This window comes from Streptococcus infantis (assembly GCF_047464155.1).
Taxonomy (GTDB): domain Bacteria; phylum Bacillota; class Bacilli; order Lactobacillales; family Streptococcaceae; genus Streptococcus; species Streptococcus infantis_U.
In genome coordinates, this window is record NZ_JASHCL010000003.1 from 329503 (window position 1) to 354250 (window position 24748).

26 protein-coding genes and 1 pseudogene are annotated in these 24748 nt (G+C 40.0%); 25 read left to right on the top strand and 2 right to left on the bottom strand.

Translation table 11 applies throughout. From position 1 onward, the window contains the following. The first annotated feature begins 5 nt into the window (after window positions 1-5). The 5 genes and pseudogenes from QM810_RS07935 to QM810_RS07955 all read left to right on the top strand — a co-directional run. Entirely contained in the window at window positions 6-422 is a 417-nt protein-coding gene (locus QM810_RS07935; RefSeq protein ID WP_414254478.1) for a phage holin family protein, read from the top strand. A 3-nt stretch (window positions 423-425) separates the two neighbouring features. Further along, on the top strand, window positions 426-770 hold the full coding sequence (locus QM810_RS07940) for a phage holin (RefSeq protein WP_414254479.1): 345 nt from the start codon (window positions 426-428) through the stop codon (window positions 768-770). Next, window positions 763-1629, top strand: a complete 867-nt coding sequence (locus QM810_RS07945) for a CHAP domain-containing protein (protein WP_414254480.1) — start codon at window positions 763-765, stop codon at window positions 1627-1629. Before QM810_RS07940 ends, QM810_RS07945 begins: the two co-directional genes overlap by 8 nt. A gap of 375 nt (window positions 1630-2004) precedes the next feature. Beyond that, complete coding sequence (locus tag QM810_RS07950) at window positions 2005-2184, top strand: hypothetical protein (RefSeq protein ID WP_414254481.1); 180 nt, start codon at window positions 2005-2007, stop codon at window positions 2182-2184. 138 nt (window positions 2185-2322) lie between these two features. After that, window positions 2323-2582 (top strand): annotated as a pseudogene (locus QM810_RS07955) (stress-induced protein); the annotation flags it as partial. 73 nt (window positions 2583-2655) lie between these two features. Here the strand turns inward: QM810_RS07955 and QM810_RS07960 are convergent. Further along, entirely contained in the window at window positions 2656-3624 is a 969-nt protein-coding gene (locus QM810_RS07960) for an NAD(P)/FAD-dependent oxidoreductase (protein WP_414254482.1), read from the bottom strand. Between the two features lie 132 nt (window positions 3625-3756). On the opposite strand from QM810_RS07960, the gene cdaA reads away from it, so the two are divergent. From cdaA to QM810_RS08020, 12 genes are all read left to right on the top strand, one after another. Continuing rightward, the gene (cdaA, locus tag QM810_RS07965; RefSeq protein WP_178895320.1) at window positions 3757-4614 is read left to right on the top strand and encodes a diadenylate cyclase CdaA; all 858 of its coding nucleotides are present in this window, start codon (window positions 3757-3759) and stop codon (window positions 4612-4614) included. Then, window positions 4601-5380: a YbbR-like domain-containing protein gene (locus QM810_RS07970; protein WP_178895319.1), complete on the top strand. Its 780-nt coding sequence runs from the start codon at window positions 4601-4603 to the stop codon at window positions 5378-5380. Before cdaA ends, QM810_RS07970 begins: the two co-directional genes overlap by 14 nt. A gap of 32 nt (window positions 5381-5412) precedes the next feature. Beyond that, the gene (gene glmM / locus QM810_RS07975; RefSeq protein ID WP_414254483.1) at window positions 5413-6762 is read left to right on the top strand and encodes a phosphoglucosamine mutase; all 1350 of its coding nucleotides are present in this window, start codon (window positions 5413-5415) and stop codon (window positions 6760-6762) included. Window positions 6763-6828: 66 nt separating this feature from the next. Continuing rightward, window positions 6829-7203, top strand: coding sequence for a DUF1149 family protein (locus QM810_RS07980; RefSeq protein ID WP_004252208.1), 375 nt, complete (start codon window positions 6829-6831; stop codon window positions 7201-7203). A 4-nt stretch (window positions 7204-7207) separates the two neighbouring features. After that, window positions 7208-8056 (top strand): DegV family protein, encoded by an 849-nt coding sequence (locus QM810_RS07985; protein ID WP_414254484.1) that lies wholly within the window; start codon window positions 7208-7210, stop codon window positions 8054-8056. A 150-nt stretch (window positions 8057-8206) separates the two neighbouring features. Further along, entirely contained in the window at window positions 8207-8974 is a 768-nt protein-coding gene (gene dapB / locus QM810_RS07990) for a 4-hydroxy-tetrahydrodipicolinate reductase (RefSeq protein ID WP_414254485.1), read from the top strand. Further along, entirely contained in the window at window positions 8971-10170 is a 1200-nt protein-coding gene (locus tag QM810_RS07995; RefSeq protein WP_414254486.1) for a CCA tRNA nucleotidyltransferase, read from the top strand. The genes dapB and QM810_RS07995 overlap by 4 nt, the downstream gene beginning before the upstream one ends. Next, on the top strand, window positions 10167-12035 hold the full coding sequence (locus tag QM810_RS08000) for an ABC-F family ATP-binding cassette domain-containing protein (protein WP_414254487.1): 1869 nt from the start codon (window positions 10167-10169) through the stop codon (window positions 12033-12035). Before QM810_RS07995 ends, QM810_RS08000 begins: the two co-directional genes overlap by 4 nt. Beyond that, window positions 12035-12628 (top strand): hypothetical protein, encoded by a 594-nt coding sequence (locus QM810_RS08005; RefSeq protein WP_414254488.1) that lies wholly within the window; start codon window positions 12035-12037, stop codon window positions 12626-12628. Before QM810_RS08000 ends, QM810_RS08005 begins: the two co-directional genes overlap by 1 nt. A 139-nt stretch (window positions 12629-12767) precedes the next feature. Further along, window positions 12768-13280 (top strand): adenine phosphoribosyltransferase, encoded by a 513-nt coding sequence (locus tag QM810_RS08010; protein WP_006145170.1) that lies wholly within the window; start codon window positions 12768-12770, stop codon window positions 13278-13280. A gap of 193 nt (window positions 13281-13473) precedes the next feature. Next, window positions 13474-14418 (top strand): homoserine O-acetyltransferase MetA, encoded by a 945-nt coding sequence (gene metA / locus QM810_RS08015; RefSeq protein WP_178895311.1) that lies wholly within the window; start codon window positions 13474-13476, stop codon window positions 14416-14418. An 8-nt stretch (window positions 14419-14426) separates the two neighbouring features. Next, complete coding sequence (locus tag QM810_RS08020) at window positions 14427-15101, top strand: DnaD domain-containing protein (RefSeq protein WP_414254489.1); 675 nt, start codon at window positions 14427-14429, stop codon at window positions 15099-15101. Between the two features lie 46 nt (window positions 15102-15147). Here the strand turns inward: QM810_RS08020 and QM810_RS08025 are convergent, their stop codons facing one another. Continuing rightward, window positions 15148-16599: an alpha-amylase gene (locus tag QM810_RS08025; RefSeq protein ID WP_254726336.1), complete on the bottom strand. Its 1452-nt coding sequence runs from the start codon at window positions 16597-16599 to the stop codon at window positions 15148-15150. A 259-nt stretch (window positions 16600-16858) separates the two neighbouring features. Between QM810_RS08025 and QM810_RS08030 the strand changes: the two genes are divergently transcribed. The 8 genes from QM810_RS08030 (at window position 16859) to QM810_RS08065 (ending at window position 24679) form a co-directional block, all read left to right on the top strand. Further along, window positions 16859-18022 (top strand): class I SAM-dependent rRNA methyltransferase, encoded by a 1164-nt coding sequence (locus QM810_RS08030; RefSeq protein ID WP_235083902.1) that lies wholly within the window; start codon window positions 16859-16861, stop codon window positions 18020-18022. Continuing rightward, window positions 18019-18696 carry a type I 3-dehydroquinate dehydratase gene (gene aroD / locus QM810_RS08035; RefSeq protein ID WP_235083903.1) on the top strand — a complete coding sequence of 226 codons (678 nt, stop codon included), beginning with the start codon at window positions 18019-18021 and terminating at the stop codon, window positions 18694-18696. Before QM810_RS08030 ends, aroD begins: the two co-directional genes overlap by 4 nt. After that, a complete protein-coding gene (locus QM810_RS08040; protein ID WP_414254490.1) occupies window positions 18686-19540 on the top strand; it encodes a shikimate dehydrogenase in 855 nt (284 codons plus the stop codon). Before aroD ends, QM810_RS08040 begins: the two co-directional genes overlap by 11 nt. An 18-nt stretch (window positions 19541-19558) precedes the next feature. Next, window positions 19559-20626, top strand: a complete 1068-nt coding sequence (gene aroB / locus QM810_RS08045) for a 3-dehydroquinate synthase (protein ID WP_254726332.1) — start codon at window positions 19559-19561, stop codon at window positions 20624-20626. A gap of 9 nt (window positions 20627-20635) precedes the next feature. Next, window positions 20636-21802, top strand: coding sequence for a chorismate synthase (gene aroC / locus QM810_RS08050; protein ID WP_414254491.1), 1167 nt, complete (start codon window positions 20636-20638; stop codon window positions 21800-21802). A gap of 9 nt (window positions 21803-21811) precedes the next feature. After that, window positions 21812-22915: a prephenate dehydrogenase gene (locus tag QM810_RS08055; protein WP_414254492.1), complete on the top strand. Its 1104-nt coding sequence runs from the start codon at window positions 21812-21814 to the stop codon at window positions 22913-22915. Window positions 22916-22926: 11 nt separating this feature from the next. Next, on the top strand, window positions 22927-23265 hold the full coding sequence (locus tag QM810_RS08060; protein WP_414254493.1) for a YlbF/YmcA family competence regulator: 339 nt from the start codon (window positions 22927-22929) through the stop codon (window positions 23263-23265). Window positions 23266-23518: 253 nt separating this feature from the next. After that, window positions 23519-24679 carry a TPM domain-containing protein gene (locus QM810_RS08065; RefSeq protein WP_414254494.1) on the top strand — a complete coding sequence of 387 codons (1161 nt, stop codon included), beginning with the start codon at window positions 23519-23521 and terminating at the stop codon, window positions 24677-24679. Window positions 24680-24748 lie beyond the last annotated feature (69 nt).

A 24748-nucleotide genomic window follows, 5' to 3' on the forward strand; every position in this document is an offset into this window, starting at 1 on the left:
AATATATGCAAATCGAATTTTTCAATTTTTTACGTAGCGTTGTCCAGACCGAAGATGGACTGGTCTTGTACGCTCTAGCTTTAATTGTCTCAATGGAAATCATTGATTTTTTAACAGGAACGATTGCTGCTATCGCCAATCCCGATATCGAGTATAAGAGCAAAATCGGCATCAACGGGCTCCTTCGTAAGATTTTAGGGGTTCTCTTGCTAATGATTCTTATCCCAATGTCCGTCTTATTGCCTGAAAAGACAGGATTCGCATTCTTGTACTCGATTTATCTCGGGTATATCGCATTTACTTTTCAATCGCTTGTTGAAAATTACCGCAAATTAAAAGGAAATATCACTCTTTTTCAGCCAATTTTAAAAGCGTTTCAGCGCTTGCTTGAGAAAGGTGAAGATAAGAACAAAGGAGAATAACACATGTCACAATTTAACGAAATTATTATTGCTTTTGTTACAGGATTTTTAGCAGTAGCGACAGGCAGCATCATCAAAGCAGTAAAAGATTACCTTATCAAAAAAGGTGGCGAACAGACGGTCAAGATTATCGAAATCTTGGCCAAAAATGCTGTCAATGCCGTGGAGCAGGTCGCATCCGAAACTGGCTTTAAAGGCGAGGAAAAGTTGGAGCAAGCACGAACTAAAATCCGTTCAGAACTCAACAAGTACAGTATCAGCATGACTGATCGTGACCTTGATACATTCGTTGAATCCGCAGTCAAGCAGATGAATGATGCTTGGAAAGGAGACAATGCGAATGTCTAAAAAACAAGATATGATTAACGACCTCATGGCTCATGCGGATGCAGGGACTGGGGTAGACTACGATGGGATGTATGGCTACCAATGCGCAGATGTAACTTGCTACGGTATCTATGAATACTTCGGTATTCGTCTATGGGGCAATGCTATTGACTTGCTACGTTCAGCAGAAGCAGCAGGCTTGCAAGTGGTCTATGGGGCACAGTATCCAAAAGCTGGTTGGTTCTTCGTCAAGAACTTCGTGGCAGGCGACGGTGTGAACTATGGACACACTGGTCTTGTCTATGAGGACTCTGACGGCTCTACTATCAAGACGATTGAGCAGAACATTGACGGTAACTGGGACTATCTAGAAGTCGGTGGACCTTGTCGATACAATGAACGCTCAGTCAATTCAATCGTAGGATATATCGTACCACCTCAAGAGGACCAATCAGGCTGGAAGTATGACGACACTGGCTGGTGGTGGGCCCGCAAAGATGGCTCTTACCCTACATCAAAATTTGAAGCAGTCGATGGTAACTGGTTCTACTTCGATGAAAGCGGATATATGTACGCTGACCAATGGCTACATCACACAGATGGAAACTGGTACTGGTTTGACAAGGACGGGTACATGGCCAACAGTGGATGGAAGAAGATCAATGGGAAATGGTACTACTTCAATGCAGACGGTGCCATGCATACTGGCTGGGTGAAATACTACGAGAAATGGTATTACCTGGATGGTCAAAATGGCGATATGAAATCAGACTGCTTCGTGCCATATAATGGTGGATATTATCTCATGCTTGCAGATGGCCGATTGGCTGAACAGGCAGAATTCACAATCGAGCCGGACGGCTTGATTACCACAAAATAAAATAGAAAGAAATCAAAATTTAATTACACTTGACCGCTGGCTTATGCTGGCGGTTTTTTTGTTTTTTTGACATAAAATATGGTATAATATAGGTAGATAATCGAATATCTACCACTTTCAAAAAAAGCACTAGCGCCCACTAGTGCTTTTTGTTTTAAAAGGGGCAAAAAAGGGGCAAAAATGCCGTAAACCTCTGTAAAAAGATGTAAAAACAATTATTTTAAAGTTGTAAATGTAGCGATTTTATAAGATATAGGAATTTGACGTAAATATATGTAATGGCATTTTTAAAAGCTGATGAACTATAGATAGGTACAATAGAAAATGACTAATCTTTATAATAAGTTGAATGAGCGTATATATGAGAATTGCAAGATGTATTATGATGAATACGCTAAGAAGATTGAACTGACTGAGAAACAATCCGGAATTATGGGCGGGTTATATCAATCATTAAATATTGTCGCAAACGAATATCTTGTCAATAATGAAAGTGACAACCCAAAATATAGAGATTTGCTCAATAAAATTGAAAAGTTGTTAGGAATAGCGTAAAAATACCCTCTTTTTACCATATACAATGAAATCATAAGTATAAAATGCTTGTGATTTTTTTGTTTGAAAGGAGGGTGAAAATTATCTAGAGATGGGATTAAAAATTTAAAACCAGTTACAGAACGAAGCAAAGATTAAATAAGAGCTATTAGCTCAAAAGGAGGCAAAGCGTCTAGCATAGCTAGAAGAGAAAAAGCTGATCTAAAAAAGCATTTGAAACCCTCTTATCTTCGGATGTGACGGATAGTAAAATCAAGAAACAACTTGAAGAAATAGGTATGGCTGGCAACAATGAGGCGTTACTGGACTTTGCAATCTTTCAGCAAGCTGTAGAAGGCAATCAGAAAGCAACTGAGAACATAATCAAGCTGACCATTACTAAAGATAAATACGATATATAAGAGCAGAAAGATTGCATTAAAGCGCTCAAAAACTATAAAACCACGAATCGTATGATTCGTGGTTTTTTTCTTATAAACTTGTAGAGTGTTTTGGTTGCACTTTTTGTTCTGGGTAAATGTAGTTAATGGCGTTGTTGACAGCAGTTGGTGCTTCACCAAGACCTGTGGCAATCAAGTCAATCTTACCTTCATAGTAGCAGCAGTCACCGATTGCGTAAATTCCAGGCTGGCTAGATTCTTGCTTACTATTGACGATAATTTTATGACGATTCAGTTCTAATCCCCAATTTTTAAGGTTACCGACAGAAGATTTAAATCCATAGTTAACAAAGAGATGGTCGAGTTCAATAGTTTCGGTCTCATCGGATTTGACTTTTGTGATTTCAAGCTTGTCAAGAGTTTTTCCATCTCCAAGAAGTTGACTTGGCACAAATGGTGTTTTGACGCTAACAGATGATTCTTGTAAAGCTTGTACACTATGCTCGAGGGCACGGAAGTTATCTCGACGGTGAACAAGTGTGGTTGGAGCAATCTTTTCAAAAGCTAGAGCCCAGTCCACAGCTGAGTCTCCTCCACCCAGGATGGTTACTCTCTGTCCAGCATATTGTTGAATGTTAGAAACGTGGTAATGGATGTTTTCATAACCTTCGACACCTTCTAGTTCAAGTGGACGCGGTTTAAAGGCACCTCCACCCATAGCGATGATGACAGCCTTGCTAGTATGACTTCCTTTAGTGGTTGTAATCTTAAAAACACCATCTTCTTTGTCAATTTCAAGAACAGTTTCATTGAGATGGGCTGGTGTATCAAACCCTTGTAATTGTTCTAACAAGCGATTAGTTAATTCTTCACCAGTGAGATTTGGGAAACCTGGGACATCAAGAATTTGTTTTTCAGGATAAAGAATGGCAGGTTGGCCACCTAATTGAGGAAGAGAGTCAATGATTTGTACTTTAGCTTGACGTAAATTTGCATAAAAGGCTGCGAAAAGACCAACTGGGCCACCCCCTACGATGGTGATATCATATAGTTCAGACATGGTTTCTCCTTGTTTCATTTTTATCATTTTATTCTATCATATTTTCTGCCAATTTAAAATGAGGTAGGGGGGAGAAAATTTCCATTAAAAATGGTATAATGAAGAGAAGCATTTTTGGAGAGGGGACACAGGATGAATTTTCAGCAATTATCTAATCTTCAATACTGGTCTAGTTTGTTTTCCAGTCCTTGGAGTATTGCGATAAATGTGATTGATATTCTAATCGTTGCTTATATCTTATATCAATTTACAAAATCAATTGCAGGAACCAAGATTATGATTCTGGTTCGAGGCGTTTTAGTTTTTATCTTGGCTCAGATTGCGGCTAATTTTTTGGGCTTGACGACTATTTCCTGGTTGATTAACCAATTGATTACCTATGGAGTTATCGCAGCGGTTGTTATCTTTTCTCCAGAAATTCGGACAGGCTTGGAACGATTAGGTCGAGCTACGGACTTCTTTTCAAATACTCCTATGAGTTCAGAAGAGCAGATGGTCCAGGCTTTTGTAAAATCGGTTGAGTATATGAGCCCGCGGAAGATTGGAGCTTTGGTAGCTGTTCAACGTGTGAGAACCTTGCAGGAGTACATCGTTACAGGAATTCCTTTGGATGCTAAGATTTCTGCTGAGTTATTAATTAACATCTTTATCCCTAATACGCCTCTCCATGACGGTGCAGTTATTATCAGTGGAGATCGGATTGCAGTAACTTCTGCCTATTTACCACTAACAGAAAACACAGGTATTTCCAAAGAGTTCGGAACTCGTCACCGTGCAGCCATTGGTTTATCAGAAGTTTCAGATGCCCTTACTTTTGTTGTATCAGAAGAAACTGGAGGTATATCCATCACCTACAATGGTGTCTTCAAACATGATCTAAGTTTGGAAGAATTCGAGGAAGAACTACGTCGTATTCTGATCCCTAAGGATTCACAAGAACCAAGCTTAAAAGAACGTCTATTAGGAGGCTGGAATAATGAGAAGAAATAGTCTTTATATCATCTCCTCGCTTCTGTTCGCGTGTGTCCTGTTTATCTATGCAACATCAATCAATTATCAAAACAATACCAACGCAAGACAAACTAAAACTGAAACCTATACCAATACAGTAGTCAATGTACCGATTGATATTCAGTATGATAGTGAGCAGTATTTTATCAGTGGTTTTAGCTCAGAAGTGACAGTGTTTCTAACGGGTTCAAATCGGGTGGCCTTGGCCAGTGAGATGCAAGAAAGCACTCGTAAATTCAAAGTGACTGCTGATTTGACGCAGGCTACAGAAGGAACGATTGAAGTTCCCTTAACCATTGAAAATCTTCCAAGTGGTTTGACAGCTGTAGCAACACCACAAAAAATCACAGTCAAGATTGGTAAGAAAGTTACTCGAGATAATGTACCTGTTGTACCTCAAATTGATTCTAGTCAAATTGATGAGAAGATTATAATCGAACGTGTTACTGTTTCTGATGAAAAAGTTTCAGTAACTAGTGATGCGGATACACTATCTAAGATTGATCGGATTGTTGCAGTTTTACCAACGAGTGAACAGATTACAGGGAACTATTCTGGATCAGTTCCTTTGCAAGCTGTTGATAAAAATGGAGCTGTCTTACCAACAGTGATTACACCTTTTGAAACTACTATGAAAGTAACGACCAAAGCTGTCAGAACAACAAGTAGTACAACCTCAACAAGTAATGGTTCGTCTACCGAAAACTCTTCAACGACAGCAGCAGAGACGAAGTCAGAATCTTAAAATAAACATTATACTAGAAAAGGAATCTTAAAATGGGTAAATATTTTGGAACGGACGGAGTCCGTGGAGAAGCAAACGTAGAATTAACGCCAGAATTGGCCTTTAAATTGGGTCGCTTTGGAGGATATGTCCTCAGTCAACATGCGACAGAAGCACCTAAGGTTTTTGTTGGACGCGATACACGTATTTCAGGGGAAATGTTAGAAGCAGCCTTGATTGCTGGTCTTCTTTCTGTGGGAATTCACGTTTATAAACTTGGTGTACTTGCTACGCCTGCAGTAGCATATTTGGTAAAAACTGAAGGAGCGAGCGCAGGTGTCATGATTTCAGCTAGCCACAACCCAGCCCTTGATAACGGGATTAAATTCTTTGGTGGCGATGGCTTTAAGCTAGACGATGAAAAAGAAGCAGAAATCGAAGCCTTGCTTGATGCCAGTGAAGATACTCTCCCACGCCCAAGTGCTGAAGGATTAGGTACTGTTGTTGATTTCCCAGAGGGATTACGCAAGTATGAAGCCTACCTGGTTTCAACTGGAACTCCTCTTGAAGGGATGAAAGTTGCCTTGGATACTGCAAATGGAGCAGCTTCTACAAGTGCTCGTCAAATTTTTGCAGATTTGGGTGCTCAAATCACTGTCATTGGAGAAACTCCAGATGGTTTGAACATTAACTTGAATGTTGGTTCGACTCACCCAGAAGCCTTGCAAGAACTTGTAAAAGAAAGTCAATCTGCCATTGGTTTAGCCTTTGATGGGGACAGCGACCGTTTGATTGCAGTCGATGAAAATGGTGAAATTGTCGACGGTGATAAGATTATGTATATCATCGGTAAATACCTTTCTGAAAAAGGTCAATTGGCACAAAACACAATTGTAACGACAGTTATGTCCAACCTTGGTTTCCATAAAGCCTTGGACCGTGAAGGCATTAATAAAGCTGTCACTGCTGTTGGAGACCGCTATGTAGTTGAAGAAATGAGAAAATCAGGCTATAATCTTGGAGGAGAGCAGTCAGGTCACGTTATCTTGATGGACTACAATACAACTGGTGATGGTCAACTTTCAGCAGTTCAATTGACTAAGATCATGCAAGAAACAGGGATGAGCTTATCTCAATTGGCTTCAGAAGTAACAATTTACCCACAAAAATTGGTTAACATCCGTGTGGAAAACACCATGAAAGATAAAGCCATGGAAGTACCAGCTATCAAGGCTATTATCGATAAGATGGAAGAAGAGATGGCAGGTAACGGACGTATTCTCGTTCGCCCAAGTGGAACTGAGCCACTCTTGCGTGTCATGGCTGAAGCACCAACAACTGAAGAAGTGGATTACTATGTGGATACCATTGCTGAAGTTGTGAAAGCAGAAATCGGAATTTAGGAAAGTTAGCAGAAAATAAGAAAATATGTTACAATGTCAAAGTAAATTGTAACCATGGAGAATATGATGAATTTAAAACGTGAACAAGAATTTGTTAGTCAGTATCACTTTGATGCTCGTAACTTTGAATGGGAAAATGAGAACGGAATTCCTGAAACAAAGGTTGATGTGAACTTCCAACTACTTCAACATGACCAAGAAAATCAGGTGACTTCTCTCGTAGTTGTTTTGAGCTTTATGATTGTCTTTGATAAATTTGTTATCAGTGGTACTATTTCTCAAGTCAACCACGTTGAAGGTCGTATCGTAGATCAACCAAGTGACTTTAGTCAAGAAGAAGTTGAGACACTTGCTCGTCCTTCTTTGGATATGCTAAACCGTTTGACTTATGAAGTGACGGAAATTGCACTAGATTTACCAGGAATTAATTTGGAGTTTTAAAAAGATGAAATTAGCGGTCATAACAGACTCATCTGCTTTTCTACAAGCGGAAACCTTGCGGAAAGAAGATTTATTTGTGCTTGACATTCCTGTGAATATCGACGGGCAGGAGTATGTTGAAGGTGTAAATCTAACCGCTCAAGAATTTTATGAAAAAATGGCTCGTTCATCTGAACTACCTAAAACAAGTCAACCAAGTATCGCAAAGTTGGATGAAATTTTATCATCATTGAAAGAAAAAGGTTATACTCATGTTCTGGGTCTCTTCCTTTCTTCTGGAATCTCAGGATTTCATCAGAATATCCAATATATGACGGATGAGTTCGAAGGTCTGACCATTGCTTTTCCTGATACTCGAATTACAAGTGCACCACTAGGATTCATGGTGGAAAGTGTGTTTCAATGGTCTGAGCAGGGAAATGATTTCCAGTCTATACTAGACAAGTTAACAGAACAGATTGAAAATACTTCTGCCTTTATCATGGTAGATGATCTTGATCATTTGGTTAAAGGTGGTCGTTTATCAAACGGCGCAGCCATTTTAGGAAATCTTCTTAGCATTAAACCAATTCTATATTTTAATGACCAAGGTGTTATCGAAGTTTATGAGAAGGTTCGTACAGAGAAGAAAGCAACAAAACGTTTGGTTGAAATTGTCAAAGAAGTAACAAGTAATGGAAATTATCAGATTACTGTAATTCATGGGAATGCTCCTAAAAAAGCAACCGATTTACGTCAGCTTTTGCTAGATAGTGGAGTAGCTACAGATGTTGAGATTGCAACCTTTGGTAGTGTCATTGGAACTCACCTGGGAGAAGGAAGCATCGCTTTGGCATACACACCAATCGTCTAGATTGTTCTTACAGGCTTTGTATCTTAAAATTGAACACGGACTATCTGCCTCTTGAAAAAAGATGCCTGTCTTGCCTTTCGTGGAAAGTCAGCGCCATCCCCTATTTTTCATGGGCAGCTAACGTCCTTTGTATCTTAGATAGGAGTAAAGATGAGTATTCGAGTGATTATTGCAGGTTTTAAGGGAAGAATGGGACAAGCTGCTTGTCAGATGGTTTTGTCTGATTCTGAACTTGAACTAGTAGCCGTTTTGGATCCTTTTGAGTCTGCATCTGAGTGGAAAGGAATTCCAGTATTCAATGATAAGAATGACTTGGCAGGTTTTGAGGCAGATGTTTGGGTAGACTTTACTACACCAGCTGTCGCCTATGAGAATACACGCTTTGCTCTTGAAAATGGCTATGCTCCAGTAGTAGGAACGACAGGTTTCACCAGTCAAGAAATCGAAGAATTAAAAGAATTTTCACGTTCCAAAGGATTGGGTGGCCTAATTGCTCCCAATTTTGCCTTGGGTGCTGTCTTGCTCATGCAATTTGCGGCACAGGCAGCTAAATACTTCCCAAACGTGGAGATTATTGAACTTCACCATGACAAGAAAAAGGATGCGCCGAGCGGGACAGCTATCAAAACAGCTGAGTTGATGGCTCAAGTCCGAGAGCCTCTCCAACAAGGTGCTAGCGATGAGGAAGAACTCGTTGCAGGTGCACGTGGAGCTAATTTTGATGGTATGCGAATCCATTCGGTACGTTTACCAGGTTTGGTAGCTCATCAGGAAGTCATTTTTGGAAATCAGGGAGAAGGATTGACTCTGCGTCATGACTCCTATGATCGTAGCTCCTTCATGACAGGGGTGAATTTGGGAATCAAAGAAGTTGTCAAGCGTCATGAGCTTGTCTATGGATTAGAACACTTATTATGAGATTAACACAAATGCCTTCTGAATTTCAGAAGGCTTTACCAGTATTAGAAAAAATTAAAGAAGCAGGTTTTGAGGCTTATTTTGTTGGTGGATCTGTTAGGGATGCTCTACTCAATCGTCCTATCCATGATGTGGATATCGCGACATCATCCTATCCAGAAGAAACTAAGCAGATTTTCCCTCGTACAGCTGATATCGGGATTGAGCACGGAACTGTCTTGGTTTTAGACGGAGATGAAGAGTACGAAGTAACCACTTTTCGGACGGAAGATGTCTATGTAGACTACCGTAGACCAAGTTCAGTTTCTTTTGTTCGTTCGTTAGAAGAGGACCTCAAACGACGTGATTTCACAGTCAATGCCTTTGCCTTGGATGAGACAGGGGAAATCGTCGATTTATTTGATGGTCTCAAAGATTTAGAAAATCAGGTCCTGCGTGCTGTTGGTGTAGCTAGTGAACGTTTCAACGAAGACGCTCTACGAATCATGCGTGGATTTCGTTTCCAAGCTAGTCTTGGTTTTGAACTCGAGCAAGAAACGTTTGAAGCGATGAAGGTCTTAACGCCACTCCTGGAGAAGATTTCTGTGGAACGCACCTTTGTCGAGTTTGATAAGCTTTTACTGGCTCCCTACTGGCGAGTAGGCTTATCTTCTATGATTGCAAGTAAAGCTTATGATTATCTTCCAGATATGGCTGGTAGTCAGGATAAACTCCAGTCATTATTTGATTTAGAAGATCATTTCACTTTTGAATCTTCTGAACAAGTCTGGGCAGCACTTTTATGGGTTTTAAAAGTAGAAGATGCTCAAAAATTTTTAAAACATTGGAAGACATCACGACAATTTGCCAAGCAGGTACAGGATTTGCTCGCTATTTTGGCTCTCCGAGAAGAAGGGGAACTCGGCAAGCGTGATTGCTACCGCTTTGATTTGGACTTGCTTTTACAGGCTGAAAATCTTCGCCGAGCTCAAGGGAAAGAAGTCAATCCGCAAGCTATCACAGAAACCCATGAGAGTTTGACCATTCATGATAAGAAAGAAATGCAAATCAATGGTGGCATTCTCATCAAAGAATACGGCTATCAGCCAGGTCCTGAATTAGGGGATGTTTTAGAAGAAATTGAGTATGCTATTGTTGATGGAGAATTAAAAAATGACCGTCAAGCCATCCATGACTACCTAAGGGAGAGAAAATGAGTGACTTTATCGTTGAAAAACTAAGTAAATCCGTTGGAGATAAGACAGTCTTTAAGGATATTTCCTTTATCATTCATGGCTTGGACAGAATCGGTCTTATCGGTGTCAATGGAACCGGTAAAACAACCCTTTTAGATGTGCTTTCTGGCGTTTCAGGTTTTGATGGTGACGTAAGCCCATTTTCAGCAAAGAATGATTACAAGATTGGCTACTTGACCCAGGATCCGGATTTTGATGACAGCAAGACTGTCTTGGATACTGTCCTATCAAGTGACCTCAAGGAAATCCAGCTAATCCGTGAGTATGAATTGCTCATGCTTAACTATAGTGAGGACAAGCAGGCCCGTTTGGAACGTGTCATGGCTGAGATGGATTCCCTCCATGCTTGGGAAATTGAGAGTCAGGTCAAGACAGTTCTTAGTAAACTAGGTATTCAGGACTTATCTACTCCTGTTGGAGAATTATCAGGTGGTCTGCGAAGACGGGTTCAGTTGGCGCAAGTCCTTCTGGGCAACCATGATCTCTTGCTTCTTGATGAGCCTACCAACCACTTGGATATTGCGACCATTGAGTGGCTAACCCTCTTCTTGAAAAATTCCAAGAAAACAGTATTATTTATCACCCACGATCGCTATTTCCTAGATGCTCTTTCTACGCGAATCTTTGAGTTGGACCGAGCTGGTTTGACAGAATATCAGGGGAATTACCAGGACTATGTTCGCCTCAAGGCAGAACAGGATGAACGCGATGCAGCTCTTCTTCACAAAAAGGAACAACTTTACAAACAAGAATTAGCTTGGATGAGACGGCAACCTCAAGCTCGTGCAACCAAGCAACAAGCTCGTATCAATCGATTTCATGACTTGAAAAAGGAAGTTTCAGATACTAGTGTTGAAACAGACTTGAGCATGAATTTTGAAACTAGCCGTATCGGTAAAAAGGTCATCGAGTTTAAGGATGTTTCATTTGCCTATGACGACAAACAGATTCTGCAACATTTTAACCTTTTGGTTCAAGCCAAAGACCGTATCGGAATCGTCGGGGACAACGGTGTTGGCAAGTCAACGCTACTCAACCTCATTGCAGGAAGTCTCAAGCCAACGGAAGGACAAGTTATCATCGGTGAAACGGTTCGCATTGCTTATTTTTCTCAACAAATCGAAGGTTTAGATGAAAGTAAGCGGGTTATCAATTACCTGCAGGAAGTGGCAGAAGAGGTTAAGACTAGCGGTGGTACTACTACATCCATTGCAGAATTACTAGAACAATTTCTTTTCCCTCGTTCAACTCATGGCACCTTAATTGAGAAGCTATCAGGCGGTGAGAAGAAACGTCTTTACCTCCTTAAACTTCTCTTGGAAAAACCCAATGTGCTACTTTTAGACGAGCCAACCAATGATCTGGATATTGCAACCTTGACAGTTCTAGAAAATTTCTTACAAGGTTTTGCAGGACCAGTTCTGACAGTTAGTCACGACCGTTATTTTCTTGATAAGGTTGCGACTAAGATCCTTGCCTTTGAGAATGGAACTATTCGTCCTTTCTTTGGACATTACACAGACTATCTGGATGAAAAGGCCTTTGAAGCAGAAGCTTTAACGCAAAGTCAAAAGGCTGAAAAGGAGAAAGTAGTCAAAGTCCGTGAAGAAAAAAAACGGATGACCTACCAAGAAAAGCAGGAGTGGGCAAGTATTGAAGGTGACATCGAGGCCTTGGAAAACCGTATCTCTGTCATTGAAGAGGAAATGCAGGCCAATGGCTCGGACTTTGGGAAGCTAGCTACTCTTCAAAAAGAGTTAGATGAAAAGAATGAAGCCTTGCTTGAAAAATATGAACGCTATGAATATTTAAGTGAGTTGGCGTAATGGAAGAAACAATTATTAAATGGAGTAGTAAGAAAATCATTTTGAGTCTTCTTCTCCACCTACTAGAGTTGGTTTTGCTACTTTGGATTCTCTCGTTTTTTCTGACATATTTTCAAGAAGCACCAGCTGGATTGGTGGCCTTAATTCTCTTTGTTGGATTCTTAATTATTGTTATTAGCTTGATTTTGTATCAGCGCTTGCGACTTCTTTTTTCGGATAAAGAGTATTTAAAATGTACGGCTCAAGGTTTTTCTTATAAGCCAAATCCTCATAAAGATTGGCAGTTTTATTCTTGGGGTCAGGTAGAAAAATTTGCTCTCACGAGAATTAAGGGTGGTAGAAATTCAAGGGATTATTATATTATTGAGGTTCAGTTTTATGACAAGGAACTTTTAAAATCCAACTCTTTCTGGAATCGTCTACGAAGTAGATTTATAAGTTCAAAACATTCGAACGTTTTAAAAATTCCAATCCACTTGTTGGATGTCGGTTTGCCAAAGAGAGTATTTGAAACCATGTCCTACTTTGAGAGAGAGTGGTGCATCCAACAAAATCGTCAACGCAATCAAACTTCTAAAAGTAAAAAGAAGTAAGGATTTCATTGACTGATTAACCAGTTGCAATTGAAGAACAAAGGGAAGTCTTGGACTAAGTTTCAAGGCTTCTTTCTATTTTGCTTTTCTAGGAAATATGGTATAATAGGGAGTAAAAACTTAAAAAGAAAGAAATGCTATGAACTTAAAAGATTACATTGCAAGTATTGAAAATTATCCACAAGAAGGAATTACATTCCGTGACATCAGCCCTTTGATGGCCAATGGCAATGCCTACAGTTATGCTGTTCGTGAAATTGTTCAATATGCTACTGACAAAAAGATCGATATGATCGTAGGACCAGAAGCGCGTGGATTTATCGTTGGATGTCCAGTTGCTTTTGAGTTGGGAATTGGTTTTGCACCTGTGCGTAAACCAGGAAAATTGCCACGCGAAGTTATTTCAGCTGACTACGAAAAAGAATATGGAGTTGATACTTTGACTATGCACGCAGATGCTATCAAACCAGGTCAACGTGTTCTGATCGTAGATGACCTTTTAGCAACAGGTGGTACTGTGAAAGCAACCATCGAAATGATTGAAAAACTTGGTGGTATCGTAGCTGGTTGTGCCTTCTTGATTGAGCTTGATGAGCTTAAAGGTCGTGAAGCTATCGGAGATTACGATTATAAAGTGCTTATGCATTATTAATGAAAAACAGTCCCTAGGGCTGTTTTCTCTTCATCGGATATAAAAATAGGCTATATCTAGTTAGAGAAAAACTATAATTGAAAACTATATCTTCTTACAGTATAATAAAGGGAAGAAGTGTCGTCAGCCGGATTATTCCATTTGATGACAGTCAGGTTACTTGAGTCCAGTATGATACAGTTAGGAGATTTCCATGCCGATTCGAATTGATAAAAAATTACCAGCAGTTGAGATTTTACAAACAGAAAATATTTTCGTCATGGATGATCAACGGGCGGCTCATCAGGATATCCGACCCTTGAAAATTCTTATTTTAAATCTAATGCCGCAAAAAATTGTAACAGAGACTCAACTCTTAAGGCATTTGGCCAATACTCCTTTACAGTTAGATATTGATTTTTTATATATGGAGAGTCACCAATCAAAAACAACTCGCTCAGAGCATATGGAGACCTTTTATAAGACCTTCTCGGAAGTCAAAGATGATTATTTCGATGGCTTGATTATCACAGGGGCTCCAGTTGAGCACCTTCCATTTGAGGAGGTTGACTATTGGCAGGAGTTTACCCAAGTTATCGATTGGTCTAAGACTCATGTCTTTTCAACCCTGCATATTTGTTGGGGGGCACAGGCAGGTCTATACTATCGCTATGGCGTAGATAAATACCAGATGGAGCAGAAGCTTTCGGGGATTTATCCTCAGGATGTTTTAAAAGAAGGTCACCTTCTTTTGAGAGGTTTTGATGATTTATATGTATCCCCTCATTCTCGCCATACAGAAGTCCACAAAGAAGACATTCTGAATAAAACAAATCTAGAGATTTTAGCATCAGGAAAAGAGGTGGGAATCTCTATCCTTGCGAGTCGAGATTTGAGAGAAGTTTATAGCTTTGGGCATTTAGAGTATGATCGCGACACGCTTGCAAAGGAATATTTTAGAGATCTAGATGCTGGTTTAGATCCCCATATACCAGAAAATTATTTCAAAAATGATGACATCCATGAGCTTCCTTGTATGCGTTGGAGTTCATCTGCAGCTCTCTTCTTTAGTAACTGGGTAAATTATGCAGTTTACCAAGAAACACCGTTTGAGTGGAAGAGTGCGGAAGAAGATGTGTCTCATTTTGGATATTTATAAGAGGAATTATGACATATTTAGATGCTTTCAAGTCAGGAAACTTAGTGTTGCCGAGTGACCTGCTTTTACATTACAATCAGCTGTTCTCGTCAAGCGATGATTTCTTGGTTTGGCAATTCTTTTACCTACAGAATACAACGGCTTTAGGTGAATTGTCTCCAAGTCAGATTGCTGAAAAAATCGGCAAAAATGTCACTGAAGTCAATCAGGCTATTTCACGCTTGACAGAAAAAGGCCTGCTTCAATACCGTACGATTGAACTTAATGGCGAAATAGAAGTTATCTTCGATGCAACTCTTGCCTTGGAGCGCCTAGACCAACTTTTAGAAAAACAAGCTCCAAACCAGACGCAACTTGCCCCAAATGATTTAAAGAGCTTGGTGGAAACTTTCCAACAGGAGCTAGGTCGTCTCTTGAGTCCCTTTGAAATCGAAGATTTGGAAAAGAGTTTGAAAGAAGATGGGACGAGTGCGGATTTGATAAAAGAAGCTCTACGTGAAGCTGTTTTGAATGGAAAACCAAACTGGAAATATATCCAAGCAATCCTACGAAACTGGCGACATGAGGGTATTAAGAGTGTAGCCCAGGTAGAAGCGAAACGTCAGGAGAGAGAGGCAACAAACCCTCAAAATGTTCAAGTTTCATCTGATTTTAAGAATGCCATGGATTTATGGAAGGACTAATATTTAATATAAAAAAACTTGCCTAATGGCAAGTTTTTTTGTGTCATTATTCAGTACGTCCCCAGACACTTACAGAGCCTTCAGCAACTGGGAAGTCGCCGTATCCTTCGGCAGTAATAGTTACTTGTTCTGGATGGTTCCCAAGCAAATCAACAAATGCTCGATTTGCCCACTCTTGACCGACATACATGGTTTTGTAATTTTCTTGAGCGTTTGAGATAAGAACGGCGATAGGTGATTGGTTGTCAGTGCCAGAACGGACCCAACCGATACAATTAGGGTCATCAAAGTAGTCCGTTTGCTCACCGTAAGCTAACTCTTTTCGGATAGTTAGCAAACGGTTAAGGATATCTTTAAAGTCTTGCTGGGCAAATTGACCAGAAATACCGTAGTAGTCTCCGTAAAAGACACAGGGAAGACCTTGTTCACGCAAAAGAATAAGAGCATAGGCTGCTGGCTTAAACCATTCTTCAACAGTAGATTCGAGGGCTTGACCGCGTTGTGTATCATGGTTTTCGACAAAGGTCACAGCTCGATCCGGATTGATTTGAGCCAGACTATCATCAAAAATAGTTGTTAAATCATAGTCAGCTCCTGCCTGGCTTGCCTCAAAGAGATTCATATGAAGGCGAACATCAACAAGATCAAAGCGTTCTTCAATCTTTTTAAGATAATCCAGATTAGCTTCCTTATCAGGATTCCAGAATTCTCCGAAAACATAGAAGTCTTGACCATATTTTTCCTTGATATCGCGTATGAAATTGCGCATAAAGAAAGAGTCAATGTGCTTAACTGCATCTAAGCGAAAGCCTGATACACCAGTCGTTTCGATAAACCAATTTGCCCAGTCATAGATATTCTGGATGACTTCGGGGTGTTTGAAATCCAGGTCTGCGTACATGAGATAGTCGTAATTTCCGTTCTCATTGTCGACTAATTCTTCATGAGCCCAACCTTTATTCTCTCCCTGAATGAGATAGATGCCAGACTTACGACGTTTAGCATCGTAGTCAGTTCCTGTGAAGTGGTACCAGTGCCAGTGAAAATCGTTGTAGGTGTTTTGTCTACCATCAAAAGTAAAACCGGTCCAGCCATTGATGGTGAAAGGTTCTCCTAGTTCGATTGTGCGGTCTTCTGGATCCACTTCGATAACTTGAAAGGATTCCAAATGATCTGCAGCTGCCTTGTGGTTTAAGACGACATCAGCCATCGGTTGGATTCCGTGAGATTTCAGTGTTTGAATGGCTTGGAGATAATCTTCTTTGAAGCCATACTTGGTACGAACAGTTCCTTTTTGGTCAAATTCACCAAGGTCGAATAGATCATAGACTCCATAACCAACATCTTTTTCGTTTGTAGCCTTAAAAGCAGGTGGCATCCAGATATGACTAATTCCCAAGTTAGCTAAGTGTTCAGCGTCGTCAGAAAGTCGTGTCCAGTGTTTTCCATCGTGTGGGAGATACCACTCAAAATATTGCATTAGGGTTTGATTTTTCATAGAAAGTCCTCATACTTAACAATTTGACAATCATTTTACCACAAAGCTGTGCAATACGCAAACGTTTGCGCTGTAAAATATACGGGTCTTATTTTATGTCCATTTTTTATCTTAGACATTGGAAAATATGAAGGGGGAGACTGTCTGTTGAAAGCGATTGATGAAAATGAAGGATAAAGGGCCATCTTTCCTATGAAATCAATGTAGAAAACCAGTTTCTGTTTTGTGAAATTTCAACAAATTTGATATAATTGTATCTATGAAAAAAGTATTCGTCAGCCGGCGTGTCGAAAAAAAGCTGAATAAAGGTCAGATGGTTTTGGAAGAGATTGATTTTCCAGAGCTATCTGAAACTGATCAGGAAGTTGAACTTTTCAGCCAAAGCAAAGAATTTTTAGGAAAGGCTTATTTATCCAGTCAAAACAAGGGGATTGGTTGGTTTGTATCTAACCAGAAAGTTTCTTTTGACCGATCTTTTTTTGAAAGTTTGTTTAAAAAAGCCAAACAAAGACGCGCTAACTACTATCAAGATGAGTTGACAACTGCCTTTCGTTTGTTTAATCAAGAAGGCGATGGATTTGGTGGCATGACACTGGATCTTTATGGAGATTATGTTGTTTTTTCTTGGTATAACTCCTATATCTATAGCCTTCGTCAAGAAATTATAGCTGCCTTTGCTCAGGTGTTTCCAGAAGTCCTAGGTGCCTATGAAAAAATTCGTTTTAAAGGTTTGGATTATGATTCTGCTCACGTCTATGGTCAAGAAGCAGCTGATTTTTTCACTGTTCTTGAAAATGGAGTCTTGTACCAAGTCTTTATGAACGACGGCCTTATGACAGGGATTTTCTTGGATCAGCATGAAGTTCGTGGGAGCCTGGTTGATGGTCTAGCTATGGGGAAATCCTTACTCAATATGTTTTCCTATACAGCCGCTTTCTCAGTTGCTGCAGCCATGGGAGGTGCCAGTGAAACGACTTCTGTGGATCTAGCCAAGCGTTCGAGAGAACTATCAGAAGCTCATTTTCATGCTAATGGACTGAGTCTTGATCATCATCGATTGATTGTCATGGATGTCTTTGAATACTTTAAATATGCTAAGAGGAAGGGGTTGAGCTACGACGTGATTGTTCTGGATCCGCCTAGCTTTGCCCGAAATAAAAAACAAACCTTCTCTGTAGCGAAGGATTATCACAAGTTGATTTCCCAAAGCCTAGAGATTTTAACCCCCGGTGGAATCATTATCGCTAGTACCAATGCGGCTAATGTTTCTCGTCAAAAATTCACAGAACAAATCAACAAAGGATTTGCAGGAAGAAAGTACCAGATTTTAAATAAATATGGACTTCCAGCAGACTTTGTCTACAACGAAAAAGATGAAAGTAGTAATTACCTCAAAGTGATTACCATGAAGGTTAGTAAATGAAATTAATTGTTTCCGTAATGCCAAGAAGTTTAGAGGAGGCTCAGGCTATTGATGCGATGCGCTACCATGATGCCGATATCATTGAGTGGCGAGCTGACTTCTTACCAAAGGAAGCTATTTTGCAGGTAGCACCCGCTATTTTTGAAAAATTCGCGGGTCGCGAGCTTGTTTTTACCTTGCGTACTCGTGCTGAGGGTGGTCAAATTGAACTCTCGTCAGAAGAATATGTTCAAATTATCAAGGAAGTAGCCCAGCTTTATCAACCAGATTATATTGATTTTGAGTATTTTAGTTATAGAGATGTTTTTGAGGAGATGTTAGAATTTCCAAACCTGGTCTTAAGCTATCATAATTTCCAAGAAACACCGGAAAATCTAATGGAAATCTTGTCTGAGTTGACAAGTTTAAATCCTAAAGTTGTAAAAATCGCGGTTATGGCTCATACAGAACAAGATGTATTGGATTTGATGAACTTTACACGTGGCTTTAAAACATTGAACCCAGAACAAGAATATGTGACGATTTCTATGGGGAAAATGGGTAAGGTTTCTCGTATCACTTCAGATGTGACGGGTTCTAGCTGGTCTTTTGCGAGTCTGGACGAAGCCAGTGCTCCAGGACAGATTTCACTTTCTAGCATGAAAAAAATTCGGGAGATACTAAATGAAGATTGATGGCTACACACGTTTAGCAGCTGTAGTCGCCAATCCTATCAAACACTCCATTTCACCCTTCATTCACAACAGAGCTTTTGAAGCAACCAATACCAATGGGGTTTATCTTGCTTGGGAGGTAGAAGGAACTGACTTGGCAGAAACAGTTGCCAATATTCGTCGTTATCAGATGTTTGGAATTAATCTTTCTATGCCCTACAAGGAGCAGGTCATTCCTTATCTGGATCAATTGAGTGAAGAAGCTCGTTTGATTGGTGCTGTCAATACGGTTGTGAATCGAGAGGGAACTTTAATTGGATATAACACAGATGGCAAGGGACTCTTTAAGAGCTTGCCTTCTTTTAAAATATCTGGAAAAAGAATGGTTCTGTTAGGGGCAGGTGGTGCAGCTAAAGCAATTTTGGCGCAGGCAATCTTAGATAGGGTCAGTCAGGTTTCTATCTTTGTACGATCGGCTTCAATGGGAAAAACAAAACCTTACTTAGAGAAGCTACAGCATGAAACAGGATTTAGAGTAGATTTGTTTGCCTTAGAGGATGCTCAAGAGCTCCAAGAGAACATTCGAAAAGCGGACCTCTTGGTCAATGCGACCAATGTGGGTATGGATGGAGCATCTCAGCCAATCCCAACAAGTATTGTATTACCAGAGAAGCTTTTGGTAGCAGATGTGATTTATCAACCCTTTGAAACACCATTTCTAAAGTGGGCAAGAAGTCAGGGAAATCACGCTGTCAATGGACTAGGCATGTTGCTTTACCAAGCAGCTGAAGCTTTTCAGTTATGGACTGACAAGGAAATGCCAACTGATCAAATCTGGGAATTATTAAAACAAAAGTATCAATAATGAAAAAGGAGAACTGCTATGAAAATCAAAATAGACCTTCCCCACCATCCTTATGATATTCAAATTGAAAAAGGATGCCTGTCTCAAGCAGGAAAATGGTTGCGGGAACTTTGGCAACCGCAAAAAGTCGTTATCATTACCGATAACCATGTGGCTTCTCTCTATGCAGAAAAAGTTAAATTGAGCCTAGAGGATGCTGGTTTTCAAGTGGCAGTTTTTGACTTCCTAGAGGGTGAAGAGCGAAAAAATTTAACTACAGTTCAAAAGGCGTATGAATTCTTGGTCAAGCAGGATTTGACTCGTAGTGATGGGATTGTGGCTCTAGGTGGTGGAGTTGTTGGTGATTTGGCTGGTTTTGTAGCCTCAACTTACATGCGAGGTATTCACTTTGTTCAAATTCCAACCAGTTTGACTGCTCAAGTGGACTCTTCAATCGGTGGTAAGACAGGAGTGAATACTCCTTTTGCTAAGAATATGGTGGGAACTTTTGACCAACCAGACGGCGTTTTGATTGATCCAACCGTTCTTGAAACCTTAGGTAAACGAGAGTTGATTGAAGGAATGGGTGAAGTCATCAAGTATGGCTTAATTGAAGATCCAGAACTCTGGAACCTATTATCTGATATGGATGGTTCTGTAGAGAGTATTTTGGAACATTCAGAAAGTTTGATTGAGCATTCCTGCCGGGTCAAGCGCAAGATGGTAGTCGAGGATGAATTGGACAATGGTATTCGTCTGTTTCTCAATTTTGGTCATACCATTGGCCATGCTATTGAAGCAACTGCTGGTTATGGACGTGTCATGCACGGTGAGGCAGTAGCGATGGGAATGGTTCAGGTCTCAAAGGTCGCAGAACAAAAAGGCCTCATGCCAGTGGGAATCACTCTGTCAATCCGAGAAATGTGTCAGAAATTTGGACTTCCTGTTGATTATGAAAACTGGGATGTTGATAAGCTTTATCAGGCCTTGACTCATGATAAAAAAGCGCGTGGCAACACCATGAAATTAGTTTTGGTACCAGAACTTGGTTCAGCCACTATTCACCCCGTCTCACTCGAAGAAATGAAAGATTACTTGGTAAAATAAGGAGAATGTATGAGATATTTAACAGCAGGAGAATCACATGGCCCTCGTTTGACAGCGATTATTGAAGGAATTCCAGCAGGTCTTCCTTTGACTGCCGAGGATATCAATGAGGATCTCAAACGTCGCCAAGGTGGTTACGGTCGTGGTGGACGCATGAAGATTGAGAGTGATCAAGTTGTCTTCACTTCTGGCGTTCGCCATGGTAAAACGACAGGTGCTCCAATTACCATGGATGTCATCAATAAGGATCATCAAAAATGGCTAGATATCATGTCTGCCGAGGATATTGAAGACAAACTTAAAAGTAAACGAAAAATCACTCATCCTCGCCCAGGTCACGCTGACTTGGTAGGAGGCATCAAATACCGCTTTGATGATTTGAGAAATTCCCTAGAACGTTCATCTGCTCGTGAAACGACAATGCGGGTGGCAGTTGGGGCGGTGGCTAAACGTCTATTGGCTGAGCTTGATATTGAAATTGCTAACCATGTTGTTGTCTTTGGTGGTAAGGAAATTGATGTTCCAGAAAACTTAACAGTTGCAGAGATCAAAAAACTAGCTGCCCAGTCAGAAGTTTCTATCGTTAACCAAGAACGTGAGCAGGAGATCAAGGACTATATTGACCAAATCAAACGCGATGGAGATACCATCGGTGGTGTTGTAGAAACAGTTGTCGGTGGTGTTCCGATTGGTCTTGGTTCCTATGTTCAATGGGATCGAAAGTTAGATGCTAGACTAGCTCAAGCAGTTGTTTCTATCAATGCCTTTAAAGGAGTGGAGTTTGGTCTTGGTTTTAAAGCAGGTTATCTCAAGGGTAGCCAAGTCATGGATGAAATCCTCTGGTCACCAGAAGATGGCTATACTCGTCGTACTAATAATCTTGGTGGTTTCGAAGGTGGTATGACTAACGGCCAACCGATTATTGTCCGTGGGGTTATGAAACCAATTCCAACACTCTATAAACCATTGATGAGTGTCGATATCGAAACCCATGAACCTTATAAGGCAACGGTGGAGAGAAGTGATCCAACTGCTCTTCCAGCGGCAGGTGTTGTTATGGAAGCAGTCGTAGCAACGGTCTTAGCCCAAGAAATTCTAGAGAAATTCTCATCAGATAATCTGGAAGAATTAAAAGAAGCTGTTGCAAAACATCGGGAGTATACAAAGAATTATTAAGGAGTTCTTATGGCAAAAACCATCTATATCGCAGGACTTGGTTTGATTGGTGCTTCGATGGCACTGGGAATCAAGCGGGATCATCCTGATTATAAAATTTTAGGATACAATCGTAGTCAAGCGTCCAGAGATATTGCCTTGGAGCGAGGGATGATTGATCGTGCGACGGATGATTTTGCCAGTTTTGCTCCACTAGCGGATATTATTATTTTGTCACTTCCTATCCAACAAACACTTGATTTTATCGAGAAGTTGGCAAGCTTAGATTTAAAGGAAGGCGTCATTATTTCCGATGCTGGATCGACCAAGTCAGCTATTGTGGCTACAGCAGATAAGTGTTTTGCTGATAAGTCTGTTCGCTTTGTTGGAGCGCATCCCATGGCAGGGAGTCATAAGACAGGAGCTGCCTCTGCAGATGTTAATCTTTTTGAAAATGCCTACTATATCTTTACGCCTTCAAGTCTGACGACACCAGATACGCTTGAAGAAATGAAAGACTTGCTGTCAGGTCTTCATGCTCGTTTTATTGAAATCGACGCTGAAGAACATGACCGAGTGACTTCTCAGATTAGTCATTTTCCGCATATCTTAGCATCAGGCTTGATGGAACAAACTGCTAGTTATGCTGAAGAGCATGAGATGGCCCGACGGTTTGCAGCAGGTGGTTTCAGGGATATGACTCGAATCGCCGAAAGTGAGCCAGGAATGTGGACTTCTATCCTCTTATCCAATCGAGAGACCATTATTGAACGCATCGAGGATTTCAAGCGACGTTTAGACGAGGTTGGACAAGCTATTAGTAAGGGTGACGAAAACCAAATCTGGAACTTTTTCAATCAAGCGCGTGAACAACGTCAAGTTATGGAAATCCATAAACGTGGAGGAGTAGATAGCTCATTTGACCTCTATGTAGACGTTCCTGATGAGGAAAACGTTATCTTGCGCATCTTGGAATTGCTAAGAGGAACTTCCTTGGTCAATATCCATATCAATGAGGAAAACCGTGAAGATGTTCACGGGATTCTGCAAATTTCCTTTAAAAATGCTCAGGATTTAAAACGTGCTGAGCAAGTCATTACAGAAAATACTGACTACACAGTCGTTATCAAATAAGGAGGACAATCATGTCAAATATTTATGATAGTGCAAATGAACTTAGTCGTGGACTACGCGAATTGCCTGAATACAAAGCGGTTAAAGAAGCTAGAGATGCTATCCAAGCCGATGCAGAAGCTAGCAAAATCTTTGCAGATTATATTGCTTTTCAGCATGAAATCCAAGTCATGGCCCAAACTGGTCAAATGCCAGACGCTTCTTTCCAAGAAAAAATGGAAAGCTTTGGCAAGTTGATTCAGGGCAGCGCTCTCTTGTCAGAATTCTTTGCAAAACAGCAACAACTTTCTATCTACCTTTCTGATATTGAAAAAATTGTCTTTGAACCAATTTCAGAATTGCTAAAATAAAAAACTTATTTTGTTTATGATTTATCGGTATTTTCTCAATCGTATTTTTATTATCGGTAACTACTGTATAAGCTAGAATTATTAGCCTGGTCTGTTTAATAATGACTATGGGAATGATTGTCTTTACTAATAATCAAAATGCAAAACAAATTTGAAAGTTTCTAACTATAGAGCTGAGTTAATTGGAGCAGAGAAAGATGCAAAGTTTATCCCTAAAATCAATTTAACTGATTAGTCTTGTGGGGAATCTCCTATGAAAAAGTTAATTTTACTCTTAATTATCCCTTTATTCTTTTTTATGCCACTAGTGGCGGCTAATATAGCTGTTCCAGATCGGCCTTTAAATGGTATTTACGATCCTAATGGGTATTTAACCACTAGTGTTGCAGAAACGTTAGAGAGTATGAATGCTGGAAGTGAAACCCAAGTAGGTATATACATTGTAGATACCCTGGACGGTTCCAGTATCGAAGAGGTAGCCAATGAGGTTGCACGCAAATGGAAAATTGGGAAACAAGATTCCAATAGTGGAATTTTAATCGCTATTGCTATAAAGGATAGGAAGTTTCGTATTGAAACATCCAACGAAGCAGCAATTTGGCTTACTGACTCGAAGGCTAGTTCTTTACTAAATGATTCGAAGCCTTACATGAAAGAAGGGAAATACACTGATGCTCTTAACAGAATTCTAGTAGGCATCTCTAAAGCCGAATCTGGGAAAGCTGAAATCATTAACAAGAAAGAGAATAAGAATAGTTGGCTTTCAAAAATCTATGAAAAATCTTTAAAAAATAATGAAGGCCTTAGTAAGTATTTCGATTACATTCCGTTTCCGATATTGTTCTATCTAATATTCTTTCTTTTACTGAGTTTAGTAACGTGGTTCAGGTACTTAAAAAGATGTCGCTTTTCTAAGTATGAGTATGAGGGAAAGGGGAAGCTGTATCCAGATTTTCCTAACTTTGTACCTAACGATACATGGACTGAAGAACGTAAATCGGACTATAAAAAAAATAAGCGTTTAATTAGGTCTCAATATAACTACACAGGATATAACAAACTCTATCCAGACTCAAAAGGTTTTCTACCTAATGATACTTGGACTACATTACTGATAGAAGAATACTTCGCAGAAGTTAAAAGAAAGCAACTAGATAGGCTGAACCGCTCTCAATACTCTTATAAAGGGAAGGGAAAACTCTATCCAAACGATAAAGATTTTGTGAAGAATGCTTCTTGGACTTCCGAGCTCAAAAAAAGCTACTATGCTTCACAAAGAGTACAGTCAAGTTCTTACGGTAGATTAGATTCTTCTACATCTAGATATGATACTAGTAGTTCTAGTTCATCTTGGTCTTCAGATGATTGGGATGGCGGTGGATTTGATGGTGGTGGCTCTTCAGATAGTTGGTAAATTGAAAATGAAAAAGAATTGCTATTAAAAAGATTCAGGTTGAAATAAATCAAAAAGGTAAAAGTGTAT